Genomic DNA, 22,806 nt, shown 5'->3' on the forward strand with positions numbered 1-22,806 from the left:
CGCCCGCCTGCACGAGGGGCTCGGCTACCGCACTCCCGCGGAGGTCGAGGTGGCCTACACTCACGATCAGGACTCAGCGCCCGTTGCGTCCTGACCTCGGAACGAAACCCAGGGCGCTTCAGCCTCCGCGGTGGCCGACTCCAAACAGACCCTGATCTGCACCTACCTCTCGGCGGTCCTGCTGGTGGGCCTGGTCCTCAACAGCACCCTGGGCTGGACCTGGGCCGACCCAGTCGCGGCCCTGGTGATCGCCGCCGTCGCCCTCAAGGAAGGGGTGGAGGCCTGGCGCGGGGATGCCTGCTGCACCCCCGCCTCCGCGCTGATCGCCGGGGACCAGAACGAGAAGGATGGCGATGGCTGCGGGGCGGATTGCGCCTGCTGTGCGCATTGAGCGTGCCTTCAGTATCGCCGGATAGGATGGTGACGTTCAGCTGATGATTCATCGAGTGGAAGAGACCCCGGTATGAGCGGACACGATCATTCCCATGCTCTTCCGGCGGCGGGCCGGCGGGGCCGGCTGGCCGTGGTCTTCTCCATCACCGCGACGATCATGGTCGCCGAGGTCATCGGCGCGCTGGCTTCGGGCAGTCTGGCCCTGCTGGCCGACGCCGGGCACATGTTTACTGACTCAGCCGGGTTGCTGATCGCCTTGACCGCCGCGACCCTGGCGCTGCGCCCGGCCACGGACAAGCGCACCTGGGGGTACAAGCGCGCCGAGATCATCGCCGCGGCCGCGCAGGCCGCGGTGCTGCTGGCCGTGGGCGGCTTCGTAGCCGTGGAGGGCGTACGCCGGCTCATCGAACCCCCCGAGGTCGAATCCACCGCGATGCTCTGGTTCGGGGTGATCGGTTTGGCTGGCAACCTCATCGGTCTGGCGATCCTGGCCTCTTCCCGAGGTGAGAACCTGAACATGAAGGCCGCGTTCCTGGAGGTACTCAACGACGCCCTGGGATCGGTCGCAGTGATCGTTTCGGCGATCGTGATCGCCACCACCGGCTGGAATCGCGCCGATGCGGTGGTGTCCCTGTTGATCGCCGCACTGATCGTGCCCAGAGCCCTGATCCTGCTTCGCGACACCATCGACGTACTCATGGAGACCACCCCCAAGGGCTTGGACCTGGAGGCGGTCCGCATCCGGCTATCGGAGCTGCCGCACGTGCTGGAGGTCCATGACCTGCACGCTTCACGCATCGACTCCGACACCCCCGTGCTCTCCGCGCACGTCACCGTGCACAACGGCTGCCTGACCGCCGCGCACCTGGGCACTGTGCTGACCGACCTGCAACGGTGCGTGGCCCAGGATTTCCAAGTACCCATCGAACACTCCACCTTCCAAATCGAACCGGCCACCCACCCCCACACTGAGACCCTCCACCCCTGACCCACCCCTGCATCCCAGCCCCAGCTCATTCCCACCCCGACGGCACGGTGCCGTCGCCACCGACCGAAACGGATCCCTTCGTGAGCACACCGACCCGCAATCCGACCCCCTCTGATCCGTCAACACCGGGCACCACATCCCGCAAGGCCAAGACCATCGTCTGGGTCGTACTGGCCGCTGTGGTGCTGGCCGGGCTGATCGTCGGAGTGGTGGCCGCCAGCGGCCCCCGCGACGCCGCCCCCCAGGGCTCCGGGCAAACTGCCTCCTCCGGGACCGGGCAGAGCGCCCCCTCGGAGGCCACGCCGGTGATGCGCCCAGACAGCCGGGTACTGTCCAAGGCCCCGAACGAGCAGGCCGTGCTGGTGGAGTTCCTGGACTTCGAGTGCGAGGGCTGCAAGGCCGCCTACCCGGTCGTGGAAGAACTGCGCGCCGAGTACGCCGACACGGTGACCTTTGTGCACCGCTACTTCCCGCTGCCCGGACATCCCAACTCGATGACCGCCGCCGTAGCCGTGGAAGCCGCCGGCCAGCAGGGACAGTACGAGGCGATGTATCAGCAGATGTTCGACACCCAGGAGCAGTGGAGCCATACCACTGAGGACCGGAGCCCGGTGTTCCGCGGTTACGCCGAGGATCTCGGCCTGGACATGGCCGCCTACGATGCCGCGGTGGCTGACCCGGCCACCCGCGACCGCATCGAGGCCGACGTGGCCGACGGGACCGCGCTGGGCGTGCAGGGCACCCCGACCTTCTTCCTGGACGGACAGATGCTCACTCTGAACACCCTCGAGCAGTTCCGCGCCGAGGTCGACGCCGCCGCCACGACGGACTGACCGGGCCCATGAGTGTCCCCGACACCGACACCAATTCACCCATGACGATCCCCACGACCACCACCGACCGCCCTGCCGGTACCGGGCAGGCCTCCGACGTAGCGGGGATACCGACTGTCGCCCGGCACCGTCCGTTCGGCCTGGTGCTGTTGATCACCGGGGTGGTCGGCTGGGTGGCCTCGGCGATCCTGGTGCTCGAACGCCTGGAGCTGTACGAGGATGCCGGGTACATCACCAGCTGTGACATCAACCCCTGGGTGTCTTGCGGGAAGGTGATGGGGACCTGGCAGTCCGAGCTGTTCGGCTTCCCCAACCCGTTGATCGGCATCGTGGCGTTCGCCGTGGTCATCACCACCGCCATGGTGACCCTCTCCGGGGCGAGCCCCGGGCGCTGGTACTGGGCCGCCTGCAGGCCGGGGTCACCGCCGGCACGGTGTTCACCATCTGGCTGTGGTCCCAGGCGTTGTTCGAGATCCACATCCTGTGCCTGTACTGCATGATCGTGTGGGCGGCGATGATCCCGCTGTTCATCCTGCTCCCGTGCGCAACCTCGCCCACGGCGTGATCCCCGCGCACGCCGCGGTGGTGCGGTTCTCCGCCGGCTGGGCCGGAACCCTGGTGGCCATCGCCTATGTGGCCGTGGCCGCCTCGGTGTTCTGGACCTTCTTCCCGGCCCTCACCGGTTACTGACACACCAGCCGCACTACGGCCCGCCCACGCGCCCGCAACGAGGAGAAACCACACCATGGCCGAGACCGACGTGCTAGTGATCGGCGCCCGCCAAGCAGGGCTGGCGCTCGGGCACTACCTGAGGCGTGAGGAGCCGAGCTGTCGGCAAAGCCGGACACAGGTTGGGAAACCGAGAAGGGCAGGCAGTAGGTTCCTTGTCCAACAGGCCCTCTACCGCCACGTCGCGACAACCGGGCAGCTCCGTGAGGATGGAGGCAAGGTCCTCGCCCGGAAAGGAAGTACATGATCGGCTGGCTGGAGCGGTGGCAGATTCCCTTGTACCTGGTTGCCCTGGGAGCCGGTGCCGCTTGCGGAAGCGGCATAACCGAACCGACACCGTGTCCACGATCAAGGGCCAAGGCCCCACTCCTACTCCGGCCTCACCTGACCCCGCTCCGGCACCACCACCGCGGCCGAAGTCGCCGACGTTTGATCGCCTCGATGAAGGGAAATTCGCTATGCCGCCGATCGACCAGTGGGTCACGTTCGAACCCCTCACCGGCTCACCCGTCGGCATCGCCGCTCTGCTGTTCGCGGCACTGTATCTGCGAGGAGCGATCTGGATGTGGCGAAACAGGCGCCGTTGGGCGATCGCCCGCACAGCATCGTTCCTGATCGGGTGCGCCCTGATCTTCGCTATCACGATGTTCGGTGTGAACCGTCTCGCGACGGAATCCATCACAGCGCTGGTGTTCCAGCAGATCACCCTGCTGACCGTCGTTCCGCCGCTCCTCATCGCAGGGTCACCCGGGCTGCTGCTCCTGCGCAGCACACCGCACACCGGCCTCGGGCGTCTCGTGCTCCGTGCCGCGCACGGGGGACTGCGCTCACGATTCTGGAGCGCCGCACTGCACCCTGTGGTCGCCATCGTCATTGCGATACTGCTGTACCCGGTCCTCTACCTGACCGACGCGATCAGCGTCATCATGCGCATCCCCTTCGGCCAGGACGCCTTGCTCTTCGTCATCCTCGTCCTCGGCATCGTCTCGGCAACACCGCTATGGTCCTCCGATCCGCTACCGCGCCAACCCTCCTTCGCCGCACGATTCGTCGATATCGCCGTCGAGATCCAGATCCACGCCATTTTCGGCCTGATCCTGCTCCGTACCGCCACACCGCTGTTCAGCGCATACGCCACCCCCACAGGCAGCCATGACCCCGTCATCGACCAGGCGATCGCCGGCACGCTGGTATGGACCTACGCGGAGCTGCCGATGTTCGTAGTGCTCATCGTCTGCCTGTCCCGCTGGCGAGCCCGCGACGTGCGCACCTCGAGACAGCGACAGAAAGCCGAGGACGCCGAACTCGACTCTTACAACGAGTACCTCGCCAGCCTCTCCCGAAGACGGAACGAGAGCTAGGGCATGTCTGACAATCGTTTGGACCACGCGAGCACAGCGTTCAACACCACGGCGGCCCGGTAGACGATCGCGTACTTGTCGTACCGGGTCGCCAGGCCCCGCCATTGCTTCAGGTGCGCGTACTGGCGCTCGATCACGTTCCGGCCCTTGTAAGCCTGCGAGTCCAGGCCCACGGGACGGCCACCGGCCGAGCCGCGGCGCCTGCGGTGGCCCTGCTGATCCGCCGGCTCGGGGATCACGGCTTTGATCCGGCGGGCACGCAGGTGGGTGCGGATCGCCCGGGAGGAGTACGCCTTGTCGCCCAGCACCGCCTCGGGGCGGGTCCGGGGCCGCCCTACCGGCCGTGCCACGCGCAGCCGCCCCAGCAGCGGCAGCAGCATCGGGGAGTCCCCGGCTTGGCCGGGGGTGATCAGGCTGACCAGCGGCAGCCCGGTCCCATCGACGAGCTGATGGATCTTCGTGCTCAGCCCTCCCCGGGAGCGCCCGATGCCGTGATCGGCCGGCTCCTCATGCAGATTCCTGTAGTTCGACCCATCCCCCTGTGAGGCGGGTGATGTTCGTCGCGTGCTGATGCGCGCGGGCGATCGTGGAGTCCACCGAGACCGACCAATCGATCAGGCCTTCGGCGTCCGCGGCGGCGGTCAGCCTCGCCAGCACCGCATCCCAGGTGCCCTCTTCAGCTAAGCGCCGGTGCCAGGTCCACACGGTCTGCCAAGGCCCGTAGACCTCGGGCAGATCCCTCCATGCAATCCCGCACCGATATCGGTAGATGATCGCCTCCACCATCGTGCGGGCGTCCGAGAACGGCCTGCCGGCCCTGCCGGTCCGGGTCGGGAGCATCGGGGCGATCAACTCCCATTGGGCATCGGAGAGCATCTGGAAGCGGGACATGCCTTCCAGGGTGTCAGCTGGCCCCCTGGATCCATTCTCAGACACGCCCTAGGACCCCGTGGGACCCAGGGGAGGCGTGGGGCCCAGGGGAGGCGTGGGGCCCATGGGAGCCCGGGGAACCCGGGGAGCGGTGCTGGCGTCGGGGTGCGGTGTCGGCGTCGGGAAGGGCCTTGACGGCCGTCAAGGGCGTCTGTGGACCTCGTGCGCGGGCGGGCCTGGACAGGGGAGTGACACCGCACCCTGCGCGAACTTGTGAGCCACGAAGGCGTTGCAGGCTCCGGTCGTCGTCGATCGACGCACGCCAGGCGGTGTCGTGGACGTAGACCCGTTGCGGGGCATGGGGTGTGCCACGACGCCCTTGCCTGCCACCGGTCTGCCCACCGCCCACCTGGCGCAGCTGTTGGTGTGGGGTGCAGTTGCGACGAGGGTGTCGACGCCTCGGGACGGGCACTGGGCGCTGGAGATCGGCGTGGCCCGTGGAGCGCGTTGCGCCTCGGACGCCGGGACAGGAGCCGCGGTGGAGGATCCGTGGTCGGCCCACAGCGGGGGTCGGCCGCTGAGCGGGGCCCAGCGGGCGTGTCTGCCGCCTGCGGGGCCATGACCAGGCCTCAGGCGGGGAAACGGGTTGCAGGCGCGCGGGGTGGCCTCGGCAGGGGATGACGGCCTCGAGCGAAGAAGACGGCCTTGAAAGAGGATCCCGGCCGCACCAGCACCATCCGGACGGGGAGACAGGATGCCCATTGGTCTCGTGGAGCCCTTGCACGGCGTCCGGCCGGCTCCTGGCGGACCTCTGGAGCACTGTCGTGGGGGCAGACAGGCGAGGAGAACTCTCTGGACAGGGGTTTGGGGTCGGCGCTCTGCTGTCGGCGACAGGGCGGCAGCGCGCCGTCAGCGTCCCGGCCAGGGCCGTGCCTTCCTTGACCATGAGCAGACGCCGACGTGACGGGCTGCCTGTCTGCAGCGGTGTCGGCTCACGTGGAGGAGCCCCACCCGGTTCCCCTGTCCTGCCCTGCCTGTCCTGTTGCCACGTCTCCGCGCCCGCCCCCATAGGCCGGACGGGCGAGGAGGTGGCGTTCTGACCTCGGGAGCGGCCCCCCAGGCGTCCGGAAGGGGTGGGGAGGTGTGCTGGAGACAGCGGAAGGCCCGCAGCACGTGATGTGCTGCGGGCCTTCCGTCAGTGGCGGTGAGCCGTTAGGTCAGTGACCGATCTGATTGCCCTTGTCGCCCTCCACGGCGTGGTGGCCGTGGTCGCTGTGGAGCTGTGCCTCGACGAGCTCCTGGCGGGTGACGGGCTCCACGCGCTCCTCGAAGAAGAGGCGGGACATGCCGGCACGGGTCTTCTCCATGAGGGACACCTTGCCCTTGCGACCCGGGGTGGCCGGGATCGGGCGCGGGGACTCGAAGGAGACCAGGCGGTACATCTCGTAGTCGGTCAGGTTGCGGTGACGCTCCGAGAAGCCGCCCTCCGGGGACATCTCCACGACGCCGGCCTCATGACCGTGCAGGACCAGCTCGCGGTCCTTGCGCTGCAGCGAGAGGCAGATGCGGCGGGTCACGATGAAGGCGATCACCGGGCCGATGAAGAACAGCGTGCGGAGGATGTACAGCACGTCGTTCAGGGACACCTGGAAGTGGGTGGCGATGAGGTCCGACGAGGCGGCGGCCCACATCACGCAGTACCAGGTGACGCCGGCGACACCGGCGGCGGTGCGACCCGGGGCGTTGCGCGGGCGGTCCAGGATGTGGTGCTCGCGGTTGTCCTTGGTCATCCAGGCCTCGATCCACGGCCACAGGATCATGCCGAAGATCAGGATGCCGACCGGCATCAGCGGGACCAGCACGCCCATGGGCAGCGAGACGCTGGAGCCCCACGGCATCGGGATGTTCCACAGGAAGGAGAAGTCGCCGATCATGCCCGGCATCAGGCGCAGGGCGCCGTCGAACCAGCCGATGTACCAGTCAGGCTGGGTACCGGCCTGCACCGGGGACGGGTCGTACGGACCGTAGTTCCACATCGCGTTGATGGTGACGGTGCCGGCCATGAGGGCCAGGACGCCGAACACGATGAAGAAGAAGCCGCCGGCCTTCGCCGCGTACACCGGGCCGACCGGGTAGCCGACCACGTTGTTCTCGGTGCGGCCCGGACCCGGGTACTGGGTGTGCTTGTGGGTGACGACCATGAACAGGTGCATCACGATGAGCAGCAGGATGATCGCCGGGACGATCATGATGTGCAGCGCGTACAGGCGACCCACGATGGAGTAGCCGGGGAACTCGCCGCCGAACAGGAACATCGAGATGTGCGTGCCGACGATCGGCAGGGACTTCAGGATGCCGTCGATGATGCGCAGGCCGTTGCCGGAGAGCACCTCGTCCGGGAGGGAGTAGCCGGTGAAGCCGGCAGCCCAGCCCATCATGAGGAGGCCGCAGCCGACGACCCAGTTGAGCTCACGCGGGCGACGGAACGCGCCGGTGAAGAAGACGCGCAGCATGTGCACGGACATCGCGGCCACGAACAGCAGCGCCGCCCAGTGGTGCAGCTGGCGCATGAAGAGGCCGCCGCGGATGTCGAAGCTGATGTCCAGCGTCGAGGCGTAGGCGGCGGACATCTCGATGCCGTAGAGCGGAGCGTAGGCGCCCTCGTAGGTGACGTGCGCCATCGACGGATCGAAGAAGAAGGTCAGGAACGCGCCGGACAGCAGCAGGATGACGAAGCTGTAGAGGGCAACCTCGCCGAACATGAAGGTCCAGTGGTCCGGGAAGATCTTGCGGCCGAACTCCTTGACGATGGGGGACATGCCCACACGGGTGTCGAGGTAGTTCGCCAGGCGGCCGGTGCGGGTGGCCGGCTGAAACTCTTTCACAGTGGTGCTCATGGGTATCAGCCACGCTCCCAGTAGACAGGTCCGACAGGCTCATGGAAGTCGCTCTGGGCGACGAGGAAGCCCTCGTCGTTCACAGCGATCGGCAGCTGCGGTAGCGCGTGGCTGGCCGGGCCGAAGATCACCTTGCACTCCTGCGTCAGGTCGAAGGTCGACTGGTGGCAGGGGCACAGGAGGTGGTGGGTGTGCTGCTCGTACAGGGCGATCGGGCAGCCCACGTGGGTGCAGACCTTGGAGTAGGCGAAGATGCCGTCCACGTTCCAGTCCTCGCGACCCGGGGTGATCTTCACCTTGGCGGGATCGAGGCGCATGAGCAGGACGACGGCCTTGGCCTTCTCGTTCAGCTTGCCGTGGGGCAGGTCGTTCAGACCCTCCGGGATCACGTGCACGGCGGAGCCGACGGTGACGTCGGAGGCCTTGATCGGCGAACCGGTGGGGTCACGCACGAGGCGGACGCCCTCGGCCCACATGGTGTGGCGCAGGCGCTCGACGCCGAAGTTCTCGGTCTCCCTGTCGGAGAAGTTGTCCGTGTTGTCCAGGTCGCGGAACACTGCGATGAACGGCAGCGGGGCCAGGACGGCGGCGCCGATCAGGGTGTTGCGGAGCAGGGGACGGCGCTTGATCTGCGTCTCGTCCATGATGTCCTGCATCATGCCGGCGGCGAGCTGGCGATCGGCCTCGGTGCGGACCTCGTGACGCTCCTCGACCATCTCGTGGTCCGGCATGAGCGTCTTCGCCCAGTGGACGATGCCCACGCCGATGCCGAGCATCGCGAGGGCGGTGCCGACGCCCAGCAGGAGGTTCTGCAGGAAGATGACGTCGAACGACTCGTTGTTGCCGATCTGGCCCACACCGAAGTAGCCGACGAAGAAGATGACGGTGCCGATGATCGAGATCAGGAATAGCACCGAGACCTGACGCTCAGCGCGCTTCGCGGCCTTCGGATCCTCGTCAGCCATCCTCAGGCGGTGCGGAGGCAGCCCGGGGTTGTCGATGGCGTACCGGGGAGCGTCCCCACCGGCGTGCTCGAGGGCGTCCGAGGGGCGCTGGGTCCCTCCGTTGCCGTGCTCGCCCATATGACTCATTTCCTTTGCTTGTGTGAGTGATGCAGTGTCTAACGGCCGGCGCCCAGGGCGCCGACGGGGTCAGGAGGACCGGGAGGTCAGCCAGACCATGAAGCCGATGATCACGGCCAGGCCGGCAGTCCAGATGAAGAGGCCCTCGGAGACCGGACCCAGGGAACCCAGGGAGAGACCGCCGGGCGAGCCGTTGTTCTCGATGGTCTTGAGGTAGGCGATGATGTCGCGCTTGTCCTCGGGCTTCAGGTTGGCGTCGGAGAACACGGGCATGTTCTGCGGGCCGGTGGCCATCGCCTCGTAGATGTGCTTCTCGGACACGCCCTCCAGGGTGGGGGCGAACTTGCCGCGGGTCAGCGCACCGCCGGCGGCGGCGGCGTTGTGGCACATGGCGCAGTTGATGCGGAACAGCTCGCCGCCCTTGGCGATGTTCACGTCCTCTTGGTCCGCGTCGAGGTACTCCTCGTCCGGGATGGCCGGGCCGGCGCCGAGGGAGGCGACGTAGGCCGACATCTGCGCGGTCTGCTCCTCGTTGAACTGGACCGGCTTCATGCGGGCCTGCGGGCCGTTCATCTGCATCGGCATGCGGCCGGTGCCGACCTGGAAGTCGACCGAGGCCGCGCCCACGCCGATGAGCGACGGAGCGGCGTCGCTGCCGGCGGCACCAATGCCGTGACAGGTGGCGCAGTTCGCGTTGAACAGCTTCTCACCCTCGGCGATGTCGTCGCTCGAGGCGGCCGTCGTGACCTGGGTGGCCGCCTGGGCCTGGTTGACCGTGCTGGCGACCGAGTAGAGGCCGCCGGTCACCAGAAGCCCCAGCAGAAGCAGTGCCAGCCCCATGAGCGGGTGGCGGCGGTGCTGCGATAGTGCCTTCACAGTGGGTTCCTTACGTTGTCTGCCGAATCGACACCATGATGCCTGGTCGATTCGCCTCGGGTGCGGAGTGAGTCCTGGCGTGCCGTCCGTCAGAGCGGGGCGACGATGTCCAGGAAGTAGACGATGAAGAAGAGGGCGATCCACACGACGTCGACGAAGTGCCAGTAGTAGGACACGACGATCGCGGAGGTCGCCTCATGGTGGCCGAAGCGGCGGGCGAGGTAGGCGCGTCCGATGATGAACATGAACGCGATGATGCCGCCGGTCACGTGGATGGCGTGGAAGCCGGTGGTGATGTAGAAGGCCGAGCCGTAGGCGTTGGCGGCGATGGTGACACCCTCGGACACGAGCACGGCGTACTCGTAGGACTGGACGGCCACGAAGATGGAGCCCATGATCACGGTGAGGATGAACCACTCGACCATGCCCCAGGACTTGAAGGCGAAGAGGCCTCCGGTCCGGCGCGGCTGAAGCCGCTCGGCGGCGAACACGCCGAACTGGGCGGTCACGGAGGACAGCACCAGGATCACGGTGTTCACGAAGGCGAGCGGGATGTTCAGGATCTCGGAGTGGGTCGCCCAGAGCTCCGGAGACGTGGAGCGCAGGGTGAAGTACATGGCGAAGAGCCCGCCGAAGAACATGAGCTCACTCGCCAACCACACCATGGTTCCGACCTGGACCATGTTGGGGCGGCTCGAGAGCCCGGTGGGCGCGGGCTGCTGGAGAGCGGGAGTTGCAGTGGTCACCTGCCCATTATGGCCCTAAACCGTGTCCGGTGCCCAACCGGACGCTACCGTGTCGCAACCTCATTCGTCGCCGGGATGCCGCCTGCTGTCCGACGTTTCAAGGTCGATGGTCAGGAAACGATCAGTCTCACGATGCGTCACATCGTGAACAGCCCTCCGCCGCCGTGCGGACGTCCCCGATACAGTCGTATGCGTGAACGCCCAGCCCACCACCGCCGTCGCCCCGTCCACCTGGCCCGAGATCCTCGGCGATCTCACCTCGTCCACCGACCTGACCCCGGGACAGGCGGCCTGGGCCATGGAGGAGATGATGGGCGGGACCGCCACCGAGGCCCAGGTCGGGGGATTCCTGGCCGCCCTCACCGCGAAGGGGGTCACCGTTCCGGAGCTCCTCGGTCTCACCGAGGTCATGGTGGGCCGGGCGCGACCGGTGCACGTGCCCGGGCAGACCCTGGACATCGTCGGCACCGGGGGAGACCGCCTCGGCACCGTGAACATCTCGACCATGTCGTCGCTCGTGGCCACCGGTGCGGGAGCGCGTGTGGTGAAGCACGGCAACCGCGGTGCCTCGTCCACCGCCGGCGCAGCGGACGTGATCGAGGCCCTCGGCGTGGACCTGTCCATGCCGGCGGAGAAGGCCGAGGAGTGCGCGGAGGCCGTCGGCATGACGTTCCTGTTCGCGCAGAACTACCACCCGTCCATGAAGTACGTGGCCCCCGCCCGCCGCCAGCTGGGCGTCCCCACTGTGTTCAACTTCCTTGGGCCGCTGTCCAACCCGGCCCAGGTCACGGCCCAGGCGCTCGGCTGCTCGGACGCCGTGATGGCGCCGCTGCTGGCCCAGGTCCTGGCCGATCGTGGCGTGCGCGGGTTCGTCTTCCGCGGCTCGGACGGCCGGGACAAGGTCACCACCTCCGGCCCCTCCGCCCTCTACGAGGTGCGTGGGACGGTGACCGAGCACGAGCTGGACCCCCGTGACTACGGCATCGAGCTGCAGACCGTGGAGGCACTGGCCGGCAAGGACGGCCAGCACAACGCGCGCATCGTCCGCGCCCTGCTGGCGGGGGAGAAGGGCCCGATCAGGGACGCGGTGCTCCTGAACGCGGCCGTCGGACTCGTGGCGAACGACCCGGACGCCTCGCGCCCGCTGCCCGAGCGCATCACGGAGAAGATGACGGTCGCCGCCGAGTCCATCGACTCCGGGGCCGCCCAGGACGTCCTGGACCGCTGGGTCGCCTTTTCCCGCTCCTGACCTGCGGCGTCGCCGCACAGCCGACGACGACGGCCGCCTCACCTTCGACGTGAAGGTGAGGCGGCCGTCGTCGTGCTCAGGGGGAGTGGGCCGCCGGGCGGGGGAGGGGCCCCGCGGCGCGCCGGGGGCGGCGTCAGTCGCCGAAGCCGAGGGCCCAGCCCTCCCCGAGGTCCTCCGAGGAGTAGGTGCGGAAGGCCAGCATGGTCTCGGTGTCCTGGATGCCCGAGACCTTGGAGAGCTGGTCGGCGATGGTGTCCGCGAGGTCGTCGTACTCGCGCAGCTTCACCATGGCCACGAGGTCCCAGCCGCCGGTCACCGAGTACACGGCGGAGACGCCCTCGAGGCCGGCGATCTTCTCGGCGGTCTCCGGGATGCTGGACTTGTCCGTGCGGATCATGACGATCGCGGTCACCATGGCGGCGTCCTTCCGTTGGCGTGGGGCGCCGGGGGAGTGGCACTCCGCCTGCGCTGGTTCGTCACTCACTCTACGACGACGGCACGCGCCTCGGTCCGGTCATGTCGCCGGATGCCGTGGTCGGCGTCATATCGACGCCTCGAGGCGACGTCGGAGCGGCCGGCCGGCGTCAGCGGAGGCGCAGCAGCCGCCCGGACAGGGCGCGGCGGCCGAGGAGGAACACCGCCAGCGTGCCCGCGGCCACGAGGACGAACGGCAGGGGAGCGCCGCCCTGGTCGAGGACCACGCGCAGGACCATGCCGACCACCAGGGTGCCGAGCCAGACGCCGACGCCGGCGGGCCAGACCTGGACCCACCGTTGCGCCCGCGTTCGGCAGAGGGCCACGGAGGCCGCCAGCAGGCCGATGAGGAACGGCGCGGCGGTGAGGAGAAGCCCCAGGAGGCCGTTCTGGGTGGTGTGCTCGCGCTGGCCGATGGCCACGAAGACGGTCACCAGCACGGCGTCGACCAGTAGGGCGACCGGGATCGTCCAGCTCGGCAGGGCGTGTGCGGTGCGCGGGCGGGAGCCTGCAGCGGGCTCGGGTGTGTGCGTGGCGCGGTCCATGGTGCCATTGTCCCACCCCACGTCCGTCCCACCCACGACGTCCCATTCACGTCTGTGCCCTTGGCGTCTGTCCCATCGGATGCGGTGTGGGGTCCGGTGTCGGTGTCGTCGGGAGCCGCCGGACGACCCGGGAGAGGCCGTGCGGAGCACCGCCGAACCGCTACCTTACATAATGTACATTATCGGCCTGACAGGTAGACCCCGACTTTCTGCGGTTTCTGCCGGACAGGCATACCGGACCTTCAACACGGTCACGTGAATGTTCACGGCCTACTCCTACCTTCACCGTCAACCTTCACGTGATCCGGCTCGGACCCGCGTCAGCCCTGTGCGCGGCTTCGAGGTGACGGACACGACGGCCTGCGCGCGCAGGTCCTTCACCGGACGGAACGACGTGCGCGCATAGGCTGACGGGTATGCCTGCTCTCACCCGTCAGACGCCCCTCCATCTCCTGCGTGGCGCCGCCGTCGGCACCGCCGAGGTCCTGCCCGGCATCAGCGGCGGCACCGTGATGATGATCGTGGGCGTCTACGAGCAGCTCATCCGCTCCGCCGGCCACTTCGTGGGCGGGTTGAAGGGCCTGGCCACGGACAAGCCGGCCGCCTATGAGGACCTGCGCCAGGTGCGCTGGGACATCGTGATCCCGGTGGTCCTCGGCATGTTCCCGGCGCTGATCCTGGGCGCGAAGTTCATCGCGCCGGCCGTCGAGGACCATCCGATCCAGACCTTCGGCGTCTTCTTCGGCATGTCCATGGCCGCCGTCCTGATCCCGATCCTCGCGGTGGGACGGGACTGGAACACCCGCAACGTCGTCGTGGCCGTCGTCGCGGCGATCGCCGCCTTCCTGGTCTTCGGGCTGCCGATCCAACAGCTCGCCGCGAACCCGTTCATCGTCTTCGTGGCGGCCGCGATCGCCGTCTGCGCCCTGGCGCTGCCCGGGCTGTCGGGCTCGTTCCTGCTGCTGAGCTTCGGCCTCTACGAGCCCACACTCAACGCCGTCAACGAGCGGGACTGGGGATACCTGGCGATCTTCGCCGCCGGTGCGATCCTCGGGCTCGGCCTGTTCGTCCGCGCCCTGCAGCGCCTCCTCGAGCACCACCACGGCGTCACCCTCGCGGTCGTCGCCGGCCTGATGGTCGGCGCCCTGCGGGCGCTGTGGCCGTGGCAGGTCGAGGACGAGCGCACCCTCCTCGCCCCGAGCGAGGCGGTCCCGGAGACCGTCGGCCTCGTGGTGGCCGGCGCCGCCGTCGTCCTGCTCATCACCTGGCTGGGGCACAAGTACCAGACCGAGTGACCACGGGACCGGCAGATGCGGCTCAGCCGGCCACGTACTCCGCCAGGTGCTCGCCGGTGAGACTCCCGCGGCCGTCCCTCGTGGCCTCCACCAGCGTGGCCGGCGTCCCCTCGAACACCACCGTGCCGCCCTCGGCACCGGCGCCCGGGCCGATGTCCACGAGCCAGTCGGCGTGCGCCATGACGGCCTGATGATGCTCGATCGCGATGACCGAGATACCGGAGTCCACCATGCGGTCCAGCATCTCGAGCATCTGCTGGACGTCCTGCAGGTGCAGGCCCACGGTCGGCTCGTCGAGGACCACCACCGTCCGCCCGGCGTCCTTCGTCCCCTTCCGGGACTTCGCCCGCTCCCCCAGGTGGCTCGCGAGCTTCAACCGCTGCCGTTCGCCGCCGGACAGCGTGGTCAGCGGCTGACCCAGGGCGAGATAGCCCAGGCCCACGTCCTGGAGGCGCCGCAGCGTCGTCGCCGCGGACGGGATGCGCTGCTCCCCCTCCGGCGCGTCGAAGAACTCCGCTGCGTCGTCCACGGACATGCGCAGGACCTCGGAGATGTCCCTGCCGCCGAGGCGGTGCTCGAGCACCTCTGCCATGAAGCGCCGGCCCTCGCACGCGTCGCACACGGCGGCGGCGTCACCGGTGGCCGCCCCCTCCGGGTACAGGACGCCGTTGCCCCGGCACTCCGGGCAGGCGCCGTCCGAGTTCGGGCTGAACAGGGCCGGCTTCACCCCGTTGGCCTTGGCGAAGGCCTTCCGGATCGGCTCCAGGACCCCGGTGTAGGTCGCCGGGTTCGACCTGCGGGAACCGCGGATGGGCGCCTGGTCCACCAGCACCACGGCCACGTCCCCCGCGGCGGTCCCCGCCTCCACCTGCCGCATGGCCGCCCGCATCAGCGTGGACTTGCCGGATCCGGCCACGCCCGTGAGCACCACGAGCCGGCCCAGCGGCAGGTCCACGTCCACGTCCTGCAGGTTGTGCTCCGTCGCCCCGCGCACGGCGATCACGCCGTGGTCCGCGTCCCGCACCGCGGCCTTCACACTGACCCGGTCGTGCAGGTGGCGTCCGGTGGGCGTGTCCGCCTCCTTCAGCTGGTCCACGGTCCCGGTGAACACGATCTCACCGCCGGCGGCTCCCGGGCCGGGACCCATGTCCACCACATGGTCCGCGATCGCGATGGTCTCCGGCTTGTGCTCCACCACCAGGACGGTGTTGCCCTTGTCCCGCAGCTGCAGCAGCAGGTCGTTCATGTGCGCGATGTCATGCGGGTGCAGGCCGGTGGTCGGCTCGTCGAAGACGTAGGTCACGTCGGTCAGCGAGGACCCGAGGTGGCGGATCATCTTCGTCCGCTGCGCCTCTCCCCCGGACAGCGAGCCGCTGGCCCGCTCCAGGCTCAGGTACCCCAGGCCGATCTTCACGAACGCCTCCAGCAGCTCCCTGATGGTCCTGATGAGTCCGGAGGCCTCGGAGTCGTCGAGCCGCTCGAACCACTCGGCGAGCTCGGTGATCTGCATGGCGCAGAGGTCGGCGATGGACTTCCCGGCGATCCTCGACCCTCTGGCCCGCTCGTTGAGCCTGGTGCCGTCGCACTCCGGGCACGGCAGGGTGGTGACGGCCCGGTCCACGAAGGCGCGTACGTGTGGCTGCATGGACTCGCGGTCCTTCTGCAGGAACGCGGACTCCACCTGGGCACGCAGGCCCTGGTAGGTCATGTTCACGCCGCTCATCTTGATCTTGACCGGCTCCTTGTCCAACAGGTCGTGGAGCTCGGCCTTCGTGTACTTCGCGATCGGCTTGGAGTTGTCGAAGAAGCCGGACTCGGTGAACTTCTTCACGGCCCAGCCGTCGGGTGTGTATCCCGGGATGGTGAAGGGGCCCTCGTCCAGGGACTTGGAGGAGTCGTAGAGCTGGGTCAGGTCCAGGTCCTGCCGGGTGCCGGTGCCCTCGCACTCCGGGCACATGCCGCCGAGGATCTCGAAGCTCCGGCGCTCCTTCTTCCCCTTGTTCCTGCCGGTCGTCAGCGTCACCGCGCCGGCGCCGGAGAGGGAGGCGACGTTGAAGGAGTACGCCTTCGGGGAGTCCAGGCGCGGCTCGGCGATGCGGGAGAACAGGAGCCGCAGCAGGGCGTTGGCGTCCGTCACCGTGCCCACCGTGGAGCGGACGTTGCCGCCCAGGCGCTCCTGGTCCACGATGATCGCCGGTGTCAGCCCCTCGAGCCGCTCCACGTCCGGCCTGGGCAGCGCGGGCATGAAGCCCTGCACGAAGGCAGGGTAGGTCTCGTTGATCATCCGCTGGGCGTCGGCGGCGATGGTGCCGAACACCAGGGAGGACTTCCCGGAGCCGGAGACGCCGGTGAAGACGGTGAGCCGGCGCTTGGGGATCTCGAGGTCGAACCCGCGCAGGTTGTTCTGGCGTGCGCCCACCACGCGGAGGGTGCCGTGGGCGTCGGCGGGATGGACGGTGTGAGGAGCCCTGTCAGTCACGGGCCCATCGTAGGCCCGGCCCTCAGGGCTCCGCGCCCCTCCCGGCGGGTTCGTCGGAGCCGCTCAGATGCGTGCGACCGCCCGCACCGCCTCGTCGATCGCCCGCTTCGCGTCGATCTCCCCGGCCTTCAGCGCTCCGCCGACCACGTGGATCCGCTCCTCCGGCATCCCGGCGGCCCGCAGCCGGACGGCCAGGCTCGCCTCGGACTCCTGGCCGGCGCAGACCACGACGTCGGTCACGGCCAGGACCTTCCGGCTCACCTCGGTCCGCTTCCGCAGCCTGCCCACCGTCCGGGTCACCTCGATGTGCAGGCCGGCGTCGTCGATCCTGAGGTACCTGACGCCGGAGTGCTGCACCACGCCCCTGGCCTTCAGGGTTCCGCGGTGCACCCAGCCCGTGGTGGCGCCCAGGCGGGCGCCGATCCTTCCCGGACTGCGCTGGAGCAGGTGCACGGTGCGCGGCACGGCGGGGGCGGTGCGCGGGGCCAGTCCCCCACGGCCGCCGAAGTCCGGGTCCACGCCCCACTCCCGCTCCCAGTCCGCATGCTCCTGGAAGGCGCCGTGCGGGTGGTCGGCCGGTGTGGTGAGCAGCTCGGCGACGTCGACGCCGATCCCGCCGGCCCCGATCACAGCGACGGTGTCCCCGCAGGTGACGGTGCCGTCCACCACGTCCGGGTAGGCGTGCACCTCGGGACGGTCGATGCCGGGGATGTCCAGCTCGCGGGGCACCACTCCGGTGGCCACCACCACGTGGTCGAAGGCGGGCTCTCCGGCCCCGCCTGTGAGTATCGCCGCATCAGCGCGGACGCCGGTGCGGACGTCCACGCCCAGGGGCTCCAGCCGATGCCGGAAGTGCGCGAGCGCCTCGGCGAACTCCTCCTTGCCCGGGATCCTGCGGGCAAGGCGGAACTGTCCGCCGACCCGCTCCTGCTCCTCGAAGAGGGTCACGGCGTGCCCGGCCTCCGCGGCGGCATGGGCCGCCGCCAGTCCTGCCGGTCCGCCCCCGACGACGGCCACGCGCAGTGCGCCGTCGGCCCGCCCGGCGGACGGCATGGCGGGCATCCCGAGGCGGGTGTACGGCTCCTCCGTCTCCCGGCCGGCCCGCGGATTGACCAGGCAGGTGACGGTGCGCCCGGAGAAGACGTGGTCGAGGCAGGCCTGGTTGCAGCCGATGCAGGGGGTGATGGCCTGCTCGTGGTCCGCCTGCGCCTTGCGGACCCAGTGACCGTCAGCCAGGAACGGCCGCGCCATGGTGACGGCGTCGGCCTGGTCGGCGGAGAGGATCTGCTCGGCCGTGTGCGGCAGCGTGATGCGGTTCGAGGCCGAGACGGGGATGTCCACCACGTCCTTGACCCGCGCCGTCGCGGTGGCGAAGGCGGCCCGCGGGACCGAGGTGACGATGGTCGGGACGCGGGCCTCGTGCCAGCCGATGCCGGTGTTGATCAGGTCGGCCCCGCAGCGCTCCACGGCACGGGCCGCGTCGAGGATCTCCTCCAGGGTCTGGCCGTCCTGCACCAGGTCCACCATGGACAGGCGCACGCTGATGACGAACCCCTCCCCGGCGGCCTGACGGATGCCGGTGACGATCTCCTCCAGGAAGCGCCGGCGGTTCCGGGCGGACCCGCCGTAGCAGTCGGTCCGACGGTTGGTGGCCGGGGCCAGGAACTGGTTGATCAGGTACCCCTCGGAGGCCATGACCTCCACGCCGTCGTAGCCGGCCTGCCGTGCCCAGCCGGCGGCCCGCACGAAGTCCCGGACCGTCCGCCGCACCGCCGTGGTGGGCAGGGCGAACGCCGTCACGGGGCTGATGGGCGCCCGGGTCCGTGAGGCGGACACCTGCAGCGGGGACTGCGCATAGCGCCCGGCGTGCAACAGCTGGGCCAGGATGTGGCCGCCCTCGCCGTGCACCGCGTCGGTCACCACCCGGTGGGCCTCGGCATCCTTCCGCGTGGCGAGCATGCCGGCACCCGGCGAGAGCCGCCCGAGCCGGTTCGGGGCGAACCCGCCGGTGACGATCAGCCCCACTCCCCCGCGGGCGCGCTCGGCGTAGAACTCCGCCAGGCGGGGCAGGTCCGCATGGGAGCCCTCCAGCCCCATGTGCATCGAGCCCATGACCACGCGGTTCGGCAGGGTCAGGTGACCCACCTGCCAGGGGGAGAAGAGGCGGGGGTAGCCGCCCCGCCCGGAACGGGCGGTGGGCGGCACGGACGGCGAGGCGGGGGCTGCGGTGCGGTGCGGGACGTCGACCATGCGGACATCCTACTCACGAGTAGCCGGAGGCGGCCCGGCACCGCCCCGGATCCGTGACCGAACCGTTGTCCGCCGCGCGCGGACGCGCCGCGTCCTTGAGTGTCGCCTGTGACACAATCGGCCCCATGGGTATGGAGTGGTTCCAGGACAACGCGTGGTGGCTCTGGCTGGCCGCCGCCCTCGTGCTGGCCGGCGTGGAGATCCTCATGGTGGACCTGATCTTCCTCATGCTCGGCGTCGGCGCGCTCAGCGGCATGGCCGCGGCCCTCGCCGGCGCGAACCGTGGCTTCAGGGCGTCGTGTTCGCGGTCGTCTCCCTGGCGATGCTCGGCCTCGCGCGACCCACCGCCCTGAAGCGCCTGCACGGATCGGCGGACGACTCCCCCTCCTACCTCGAGTCCCTCACCGGCCGCCGGGTCACCTCCCCTGCGGCCATCACCTCCACCTCCGGCACGCTCACCGTGGACGGGGACACCTGGACCGCCCGCACCGAGCCGGACGCCCCGGAGGCCGAGGCCGGCGCCGAGGTCACGGTCCTGCGCGTGGACGGCGCCACCCTCATGGTCCGCCCGGTACCCCGGATCGACTGGGACTCGGCCGAGGAGGACCCCGCCCGCCGCTGACCCCGCACCGGCCGGCCCTGAGCGGGTCGCCCCGGATCATCCCCACCCCGCGTCTGTCCTGCACCGACCCAACGACCTCCCTTCGACGAAAGGCATCACATGGAGTCACTCATCGTCGTGCTCGTCCTGATCGCCGTGGTGGTGATGATCCTGGCCTCCTCGGTCAAGATCGTGCCCCAGGCGCGGACGGCCAACATCGAGCGCCTGGGCAAGTACCAGCGCACCGCCGGAGCCGGCCTGACGCTGGTCATCCCGTTCATCGACCGCATGCTCCCCCACATGGACATGCGTGAGCAGGTCGTCTCCTTCCCGCCGCAGCCGGTGATCACCGAGGACAACCTCGTGGTCTCCATCGACACGGTGGTCTACTTCCAGGTGACCGACGCCAAGGCGGCCACCTACGAGATCGCCAACTACATCCACGCCGTGGAGCAGCTGACCACCACCACCCTGCGCAACGTGGTCGGCGGCATGAACCTGGAGGAGGCCCTGACCTCCCGCGACGCCATCAACAACCAGCTGCGCGGCGTCCTGGACGAGGCCACCGGCAAGTGGGGCCTGCGCGTCTCCCGCGTGGAGCTCAAGGCGATCGACCCGCCGCACTCCATCCAGGATTCCATGGAGAAGCAGATGCGCGCCGAGCGCGACCGCCGTGCGGCCATCCTCACCGCAGAGGGCACCAAGCAGGCGCAGATCCTCACCGCCGAGGGTGAGCGCCAGGCCCAGATCCTCGCCGCCGAGGGCGACGCCCAGGCACGCATCCTGCGGGCCAACGCCGAGGCCGAGGCCATCGACGTGGTGTTCGACGCCATCCATGCCGGCGGCGCCGACCCGGACGTGCTGGCCTACCAGTACCTGCAGCAGCTGCCCAAGATCGCCGAGGGCCAGTCCAACACCATGTTCGTGGTCCCCGCCGAGCTCACCGAGGCCCTCAAGGGGATCGGCGGCGCCTTCTCCGGCGGCGGATCGCCGCTGTCGGCCGCCCGCGCGGACTCCGGGGAGCAGTCGGAGGGTGCGCGGGAGCGCGCCGACCGCCGGGAGCGCCGGGAGCGCAGGGCACGCCCCACCACGGCGGACGGGCTGCGCTCCACCGGCGTCATGGAGTCCATGACCGCCGGTGCCATGACGGCGGACAAGATGCCGCAGACCTCGCTGGACGAGGCCCTCGCCGTCCCCCAGGACCTCGAGGTGCCGCTCGCGGACGGTGAGTCCGGCCGCACCGCCCCGGGCACCACGGCCGCCGGTGCACCGGAGGCGCAGGAGCTGCCCGACCGGGACGCCGAGGGTCCGCGCGGCCTTGAGGCCGCTCCGGGGGCGGCCGCCGGCGGTGTGAACGACCTTCCCACGGAGGATCCGCGCCCCGGACGGGAATGACATGCGAGAATCATCCGTTGAACTCAACTGATGAGTGGGCGATGCCCGGGTCCTGCCCGGGCATCGCCCGACGGCCAACCAGAGGGAGATGAGAACGTGAGCGATCGCAGCCTGCGAGGCATGCGCCTGGGCGCCCAGTCGCTGGAGTCCGAGGCCGGCGTGGAGCCCGCGGCCCGTCAGCGGGTCGAGTACCGCTGCGAGGACGGCGAGCAGGTGTTCGTCACCTTCGCCGCCGAGGCCGACATCCCGGCCACGTGGACCTCCAAGACCGGCAAGGAGGCCTTCCTCGTGGACGGCACCAAGCCGGAGGAGGACGCCGGCAAGCCGGTCCGCACCCACTGGGACATGCTCCTGGAGCGCCGCTCCATGGAGGACCTGGAGGAGACCCTCCAGATCCAGCTCGGCAAGCTGCGCGCGAGCCGCGGCGAGGCCTGAGCGGCACCGCTCCCCCGCCCGCCCGACGAGGGCAGGCGACACGAAGGGGCCGGACGATCCCCGAGGATCGTCCGGCCCCTTCGCCTGTGGCGACGGCCCGTCCGAGTCGATGGCCGAGGCGACCCGCCGCGGGCCGAGGCGCGTGAGGCCGAGGCGGGCGGCCGTCGTCGTGGGTCCTCCGGGTCAGCGGCCGGCGAGGACCTGCTTCAGGCGGTCCCAGCGGGCCTGGAGCCCCCACTTGGTCACGTTGGTCACGGCTTCGGTGATGATGTTGCCGGACATCTTGGACTCGCCGAACTCCCGCTCCACGAAGGTGATCGGCACCTCCACGATGCGCTTGCCCAGGCGCGCCGTGCGGAAGGTCATGTCCACCTGGAAGCCGTAGCCCTTGGACTGCACGGCCGCCAGGTCCATCTCCCGGAGGGTCTGGGCGCGGTATGCCCGGTATCCGGCGGTGATGTCCGTGAGGTCCAGGCCCAGCATCAGGCGCGGGTACAGGGAGCCGCACATGCTGATGAGCTTGCGGTGGGCAGGCCAGTTGACCATCTTGCCGCCCGGGACGCGGCGGGAGCCGATCACCAGGTCCGCGCCGTGGATCGCGTCCAGCAGCCGCGGCAGCTGCTCGGGCTGGTGCGAGCCGTCGGCGTCCATCTCCACCAGCACGTCGTAGCCGCGCTCCAGGCCCCAGGCGAACCCGGCCAGGTAGGCGCCGCCCAGTCCGTTCTTCTCGGCGCGGTGCAGGACATGCACCTTCGCGTCAGCGGCGGAGCGCTCGTCCGCCCAGGCGCCGGTGCCGTCCGGGGAGCCGTCGTCCACGACGAGCACGTCCACCTCCGGGTTCGCCTCGCGCAGGCGTCCGAGGGTGATCGGCAGCGACTCGATCTCGTTGTACGTCGGAATGATGGTCAGCACGCGCATGCGGGCGTTCCCCTCCTGGGTGGGTTCGTGTGAGCGCCGGCGGGTCCGTCGGACACCGGGCCGTCTCCGGTGCGCCGCTCGACCGGTGCGGTCGCGGGCGTGCGCGAGCGGCCCGCGGCGCGCGGGTCATCCGCCCCAGTATAGGAACCCGTGGATGAGTTCACGTGCAGGCCGTGCCGGAGCGAACGGGCGGGAGTGGTTCGGCGCGGCGCGCGTCAGGCGCCCGCTAAGTGACCGCCGATCCAGGCGGAGTCCAACCGCGGCAGCTCCTCCCCCGCGTCCAGGGAGGGCAGAAGCGGGGTGCCGGCGCGTGTGTCGGTGCTCCAGGCGGCCACCCGGCCGTCGGGGCGCCTGCACCGTGACGCGTCCGCGTGCCAGACCGCGAAGCTG

General features: G+C 69.7%; 19 protein-coding genes and 2 pseudogenes. 11 read left to right on the forward strand and 10 right to left on the reverse strand.

Features of this window, described 5'->3' with window-relative positions; all coding sequences use genetic code 11:
- Positions 1-118 precede the first annotated feature (118 nt).
- The 5 genes and pseudogenes from AC2W7A_RS01345 to AC2W7A_RS01365 form a co-directional block, all read left to right on the forward strand.
- A pseudogene (locus AC2W7A_RS01345) lies at positions 119-391 on the forward strand (cobalt transporter); the annotation flags it as partial.
- Positions 392-463: 72 nt separating this feature from the next.
- Complete coding sequence (locus AC2W7A_RS01350; RefSeq protein ID WP_041102741.1) at positions 464-1,381, forward strand: cation diffusion facilitator family transporter; 918 nt, start codon at positions 464-466, stop codon at positions 1,379-1,381.
- 80 nt (positions 1,382-1,461) lie between these two features.
- A complete protein-coding gene (locus AC2W7A_RS01355; RefSeq protein WP_036317487.1) occupies positions 1,462-2,214 on the forward strand; it encodes a DsbA family protein in 753 nt (250 codons plus the stop codon).
- Positions 2,215-2,255: 41 nt separating this feature from the next.
- Positions 2,256-2,904 (forward strand): annotated as a pseudogene (locus tag AC2W7A_RS01360) (vitamin K epoxide reductase family protein).
- Between the two features lie 377 nt (positions 2,905-3,281).
- Positions 3,282-4,304 (forward strand): cytochrome c oxidase assembly protein, encoded by a 1,023-nt coding sequence (locus AC2W7A_RS01365; protein WP_223247519.1) that lies wholly within the window; start codon positions 3,282-3,284, stop codon positions 4,302-4,304.
- Here AC2W7A_RS01365 and AC2W7A_RS01370 read toward each other — a convergent pair.
- From AC2W7A_RS01370 to ctaE, 5 genes are all read right to left on the reverse strand, one after another.
- Positions 4,301-5,195 (reverse strand): IS5 family transposase gene (locus AC2W7A_RS01370; protein WP_088478277.1). Its coding sequence is split into 2 segments (ribosomal slippage): positions 4,301-4,837 and positions 4,839-5,195, totalling 894 coding nucleotides; the frame shifts between segments, so codons are not numbered across the junction. The two genes, AC2W7A_RS01365 and AC2W7A_RS01370, sit on opposite strands and share 4 nt — an antisense overlap.
- A gap of 1,196 nt (positions 5,196-6,391) precedes the next feature.
- A complete protein-coding gene (qcrB, locus tag AC2W7A_RS01375; RefSeq protein ID WP_088478276.1) occupies positions 6,392-8,071 on the reverse strand; it encodes a cytochrome bc1 complex cytochrome b subunit in 1,680 nt (559 codons plus the stop codon).
- Positions 8,072-8,076: 5 nt separating this feature from the next.
- Positions 8,077-9,153, reverse strand: coding sequence for a cytochrome bc1 complex Rieske iron-sulfur subunit (gene qcrA / locus AC2W7A_RS01380; protein ID WP_485989763.1), 1,077 nt, complete (start codon positions 9,151-9,153; stop codon positions 8,077-8,079).
- Positions 9,154-9,222: 69 nt separating this feature from the next.
- Positions 9,223-10,029, reverse strand: a complete 807-nt coding sequence (gene qcrC / locus AC2W7A_RS01385) for a cytochrome bc1 complex diheme cytochrome c subunit (protein WP_485989764.1) — start codon at positions 10,027-10,029, stop codon at positions 9,223-9,225.
- A gap of 89 nt (positions 10,030-10,118) precedes the next feature.
- Positions 10,119-10,775 carry an aa3-type cytochrome oxidase subunit III gene (ctaE, locus tag AC2W7A_RS01390; protein WP_485989765.1) on the reverse strand — a complete coding sequence of 219 codons (657 nt, stop codon included), beginning with the start codon at positions 10,773-10,775 and terminating at the stop codon, positions 10,119-10,121.
- A 193-nt stretch (positions 10,776-10,968) separates the two neighbouring features.
- Here ctaE and trpD point away from each other — a divergent pair, with 193 nt between their 5' ends.
- Positions 10,969-12,024, forward strand: coding sequence for an anthranilate phosphoribosyltransferase (gene trpD, locus AC2W7A_RS01395; protein WP_485989766.1), 1,056 nt, complete (start codon positions 10,969-10,971; stop codon positions 12,022-12,024).
- 133 nt (positions 12,025-12,157) lie between these two features.
- Here trpD and AC2W7A_RS01400 read toward each other — a convergent pair whose 3' ends face one another.
- Together AC2W7A_RS01400 and AC2W7A_RS01405 are read right to left on the reverse strand one after the other, a co-directional pair.
- On the reverse strand, positions 12,158-12,439 hold the full coding sequence (locus AC2W7A_RS01400) for an Lrp/AsnC family transcriptional regulator (protein WP_485989767.1): 282 nt from the start codon (positions 12,437-12,439) through the stop codon (positions 12,158-12,160).
- 169 nt (positions 12,440-12,608) lie between these two features.
- On the reverse strand, positions 12,609-13,043 hold the full coding sequence (locus tag AC2W7A_RS01405; RefSeq protein ID WP_485989768.1) for a DUF3054 domain-containing protein: 435 nt from the start codon (positions 13,041-13,043) through the stop codon (positions 12,609-12,611).
- A gap of 416 nt (positions 13,044-13,459) precedes the next feature.
- Between AC2W7A_RS01405 and AC2W7A_RS01410 the strand changes: the two genes are divergently transcribed.
- Positions 13,460-14,338, forward strand: coding sequence for a DUF368 domain-containing protein (locus AC2W7A_RS01410; RefSeq protein ID WP_485989769.1), 879 nt, complete (start codon positions 13,460-13,462; stop codon positions 14,336-14,338).
- Positions 14,339-14,360: 22 nt separating this feature from the next.
- Here the strand turns inward: AC2W7A_RS01410 and AC2W7A_RS01415 are convergent, their stop codons facing one another.
- Positions 14,361-16,817, reverse strand: a complete 2,457-nt coding sequence (locus tag AC2W7A_RS01415) for an ATP-binding cassette domain-containing protein (protein WP_485989770.1) — start codon at positions 16,815-16,817, stop codon at positions 14,361-14,363.
- Between the two features lie 63 nt (positions 16,818-16,880).
- Positions 16,881-19,067, reverse strand: coding sequence for an oxidoreductase (locus AC2W7A_RS01420; RefSeq protein ID WP_485989771.1), 2,187 nt, complete (start codon positions 19,065-19,067; stop codon positions 16,881-16,883).
- Positions 19,068-19,192: 125 nt separating this feature from the next.
- On the opposite strand from AC2W7A_RS01420, the gene AC2W7A_RS01425 reads away from it, so the two are divergent.
- From AC2W7A_RS01425 to AC2W7A_RS01440, 4 genes are all read left to right on the forward strand, one after another.
- Positions 19,193-19,420 carry a hypothetical protein gene (locus AC2W7A_RS01425; protein WP_485989772.1) on the forward strand — a complete coding sequence of 76 codons (228 nt, stop codon included), beginning with the start codon at positions 19,193-19,195 and terminating at the stop codon, positions 19,418-19,420.
- Entirely contained in the window at positions 19,366-19,689 is a 324-nt protein-coding gene (locus AC2W7A_RS01430) for an NfeD family protein (RefSeq protein WP_485989773.1), read from the forward strand. The genes AC2W7A_RS01425 and AC2W7A_RS01430 overlap by 55 nt, the downstream gene beginning before the upstream one ends.
- A 99-nt stretch (positions 19,690-19,788) precedes the next feature.
- A complete protein-coding gene (locus tag AC2W7A_RS01435) occupies positions 19,789-21,063 on the forward strand; it encodes an SPFH domain-containing protein (RefSeq protein ID WP_485989774.1) in 1,275 nt (424 codons plus the stop codon).
- 96 nt (positions 21,064-21,159) lie between these two features.
- The gene (locus AC2W7A_RS01440) at positions 21,160-21,498 is read left to right on the forward strand and encodes an RNA polymerase-binding protein RbpA (RefSeq protein ID WP_485989775.1); all 339 of its coding nucleotides are present in this window, start codon (positions 21,160-21,162) and stop codon (positions 21,496-21,498) included.
- Positions 21,499-21,681: 183 nt separating this feature from the next.
- Here the strand turns inward: AC2W7A_RS01440 and AC2W7A_RS01445 are convergent, their stop codons facing one another.
- Positions 21,682-22,416, reverse strand: a complete 735-nt coding sequence (locus tag AC2W7A_RS01445; RefSeq protein ID WP_485989776.1) for a polyprenol monophosphomannose synthase — start codon at positions 22,414-22,416, stop codon at positions 21,682-21,684.
- Between the last annotated feature and the right edge of the window lie 390 nt (positions 22,417-22,806).

Source organism: Micrococcus sp. LASM2_SD2, from assembly GCF_057364565.1.